At 68.8% G+C, this 480-nt stretch carries 1 protein-coding gene; it reads right to left on the reverse strand.

What is annotated here, in order from left to right:
• Positions 1 to 480: IS66 family transposase (locus tag FG154_RS20780; RefSeq protein ID WP_145112070.1), on the reverse strand; the 480-nt coding region annotated here is incomplete at both ends.

Genomic DNA, 480 nt, shown 5'->3' on the forward strand with positions numbered 1-480 from the left:
CTCGAAGAACTTGCGCCGGGCATGGCTCCAACACAGCGCCGGCAGGACCGGCCCCGGCTTCCGGTCGCCGCGATAAAGCTGGTTGTAGCCGGCATAGGCATCGGCCTGGAGGATGCCCTGCCAGCCCTTCAGATGCTCGGCCGGGTGTTCGCCGCCCCGGTCACGGGAGAACCTGAAGAATACGGCGGGCGGGGCCGTTCCGCCGAAGGGCAGGTCGTCACGGACGTAGGTCCAGAGCCGTGCGGTCTTCGTGCCGCCGCGGGCGAGCAGCGGCACCGTGGTGTCATCGCCATGCAGGCGCGCGGCGGTGCGAACATGAGCCTCGATCAGCGCGTGCAGCGGCTTCAGCAGTTCGGCCACCGCGCCGATCTGGTCGGCGAGCGTCGAGAGGCTCAGGTCCACGCCCTCGCGGGCATACCGCTCGGCCTGCCGGTTCAACGGCTGATGCTGGCCGAACTTTTCGAAGACGATCATGGCCAG

Source organism: Cereibacter sediminicola, assembly GCF_007668225.1.
Taxonomy (GTDB): Bacteria; Pseudomonadota; Alphaproteobacteria; order Rhodobacterales; family Rhodobacteraceae; genus Cereibacter_A; species Cereibacter_A azotoformans.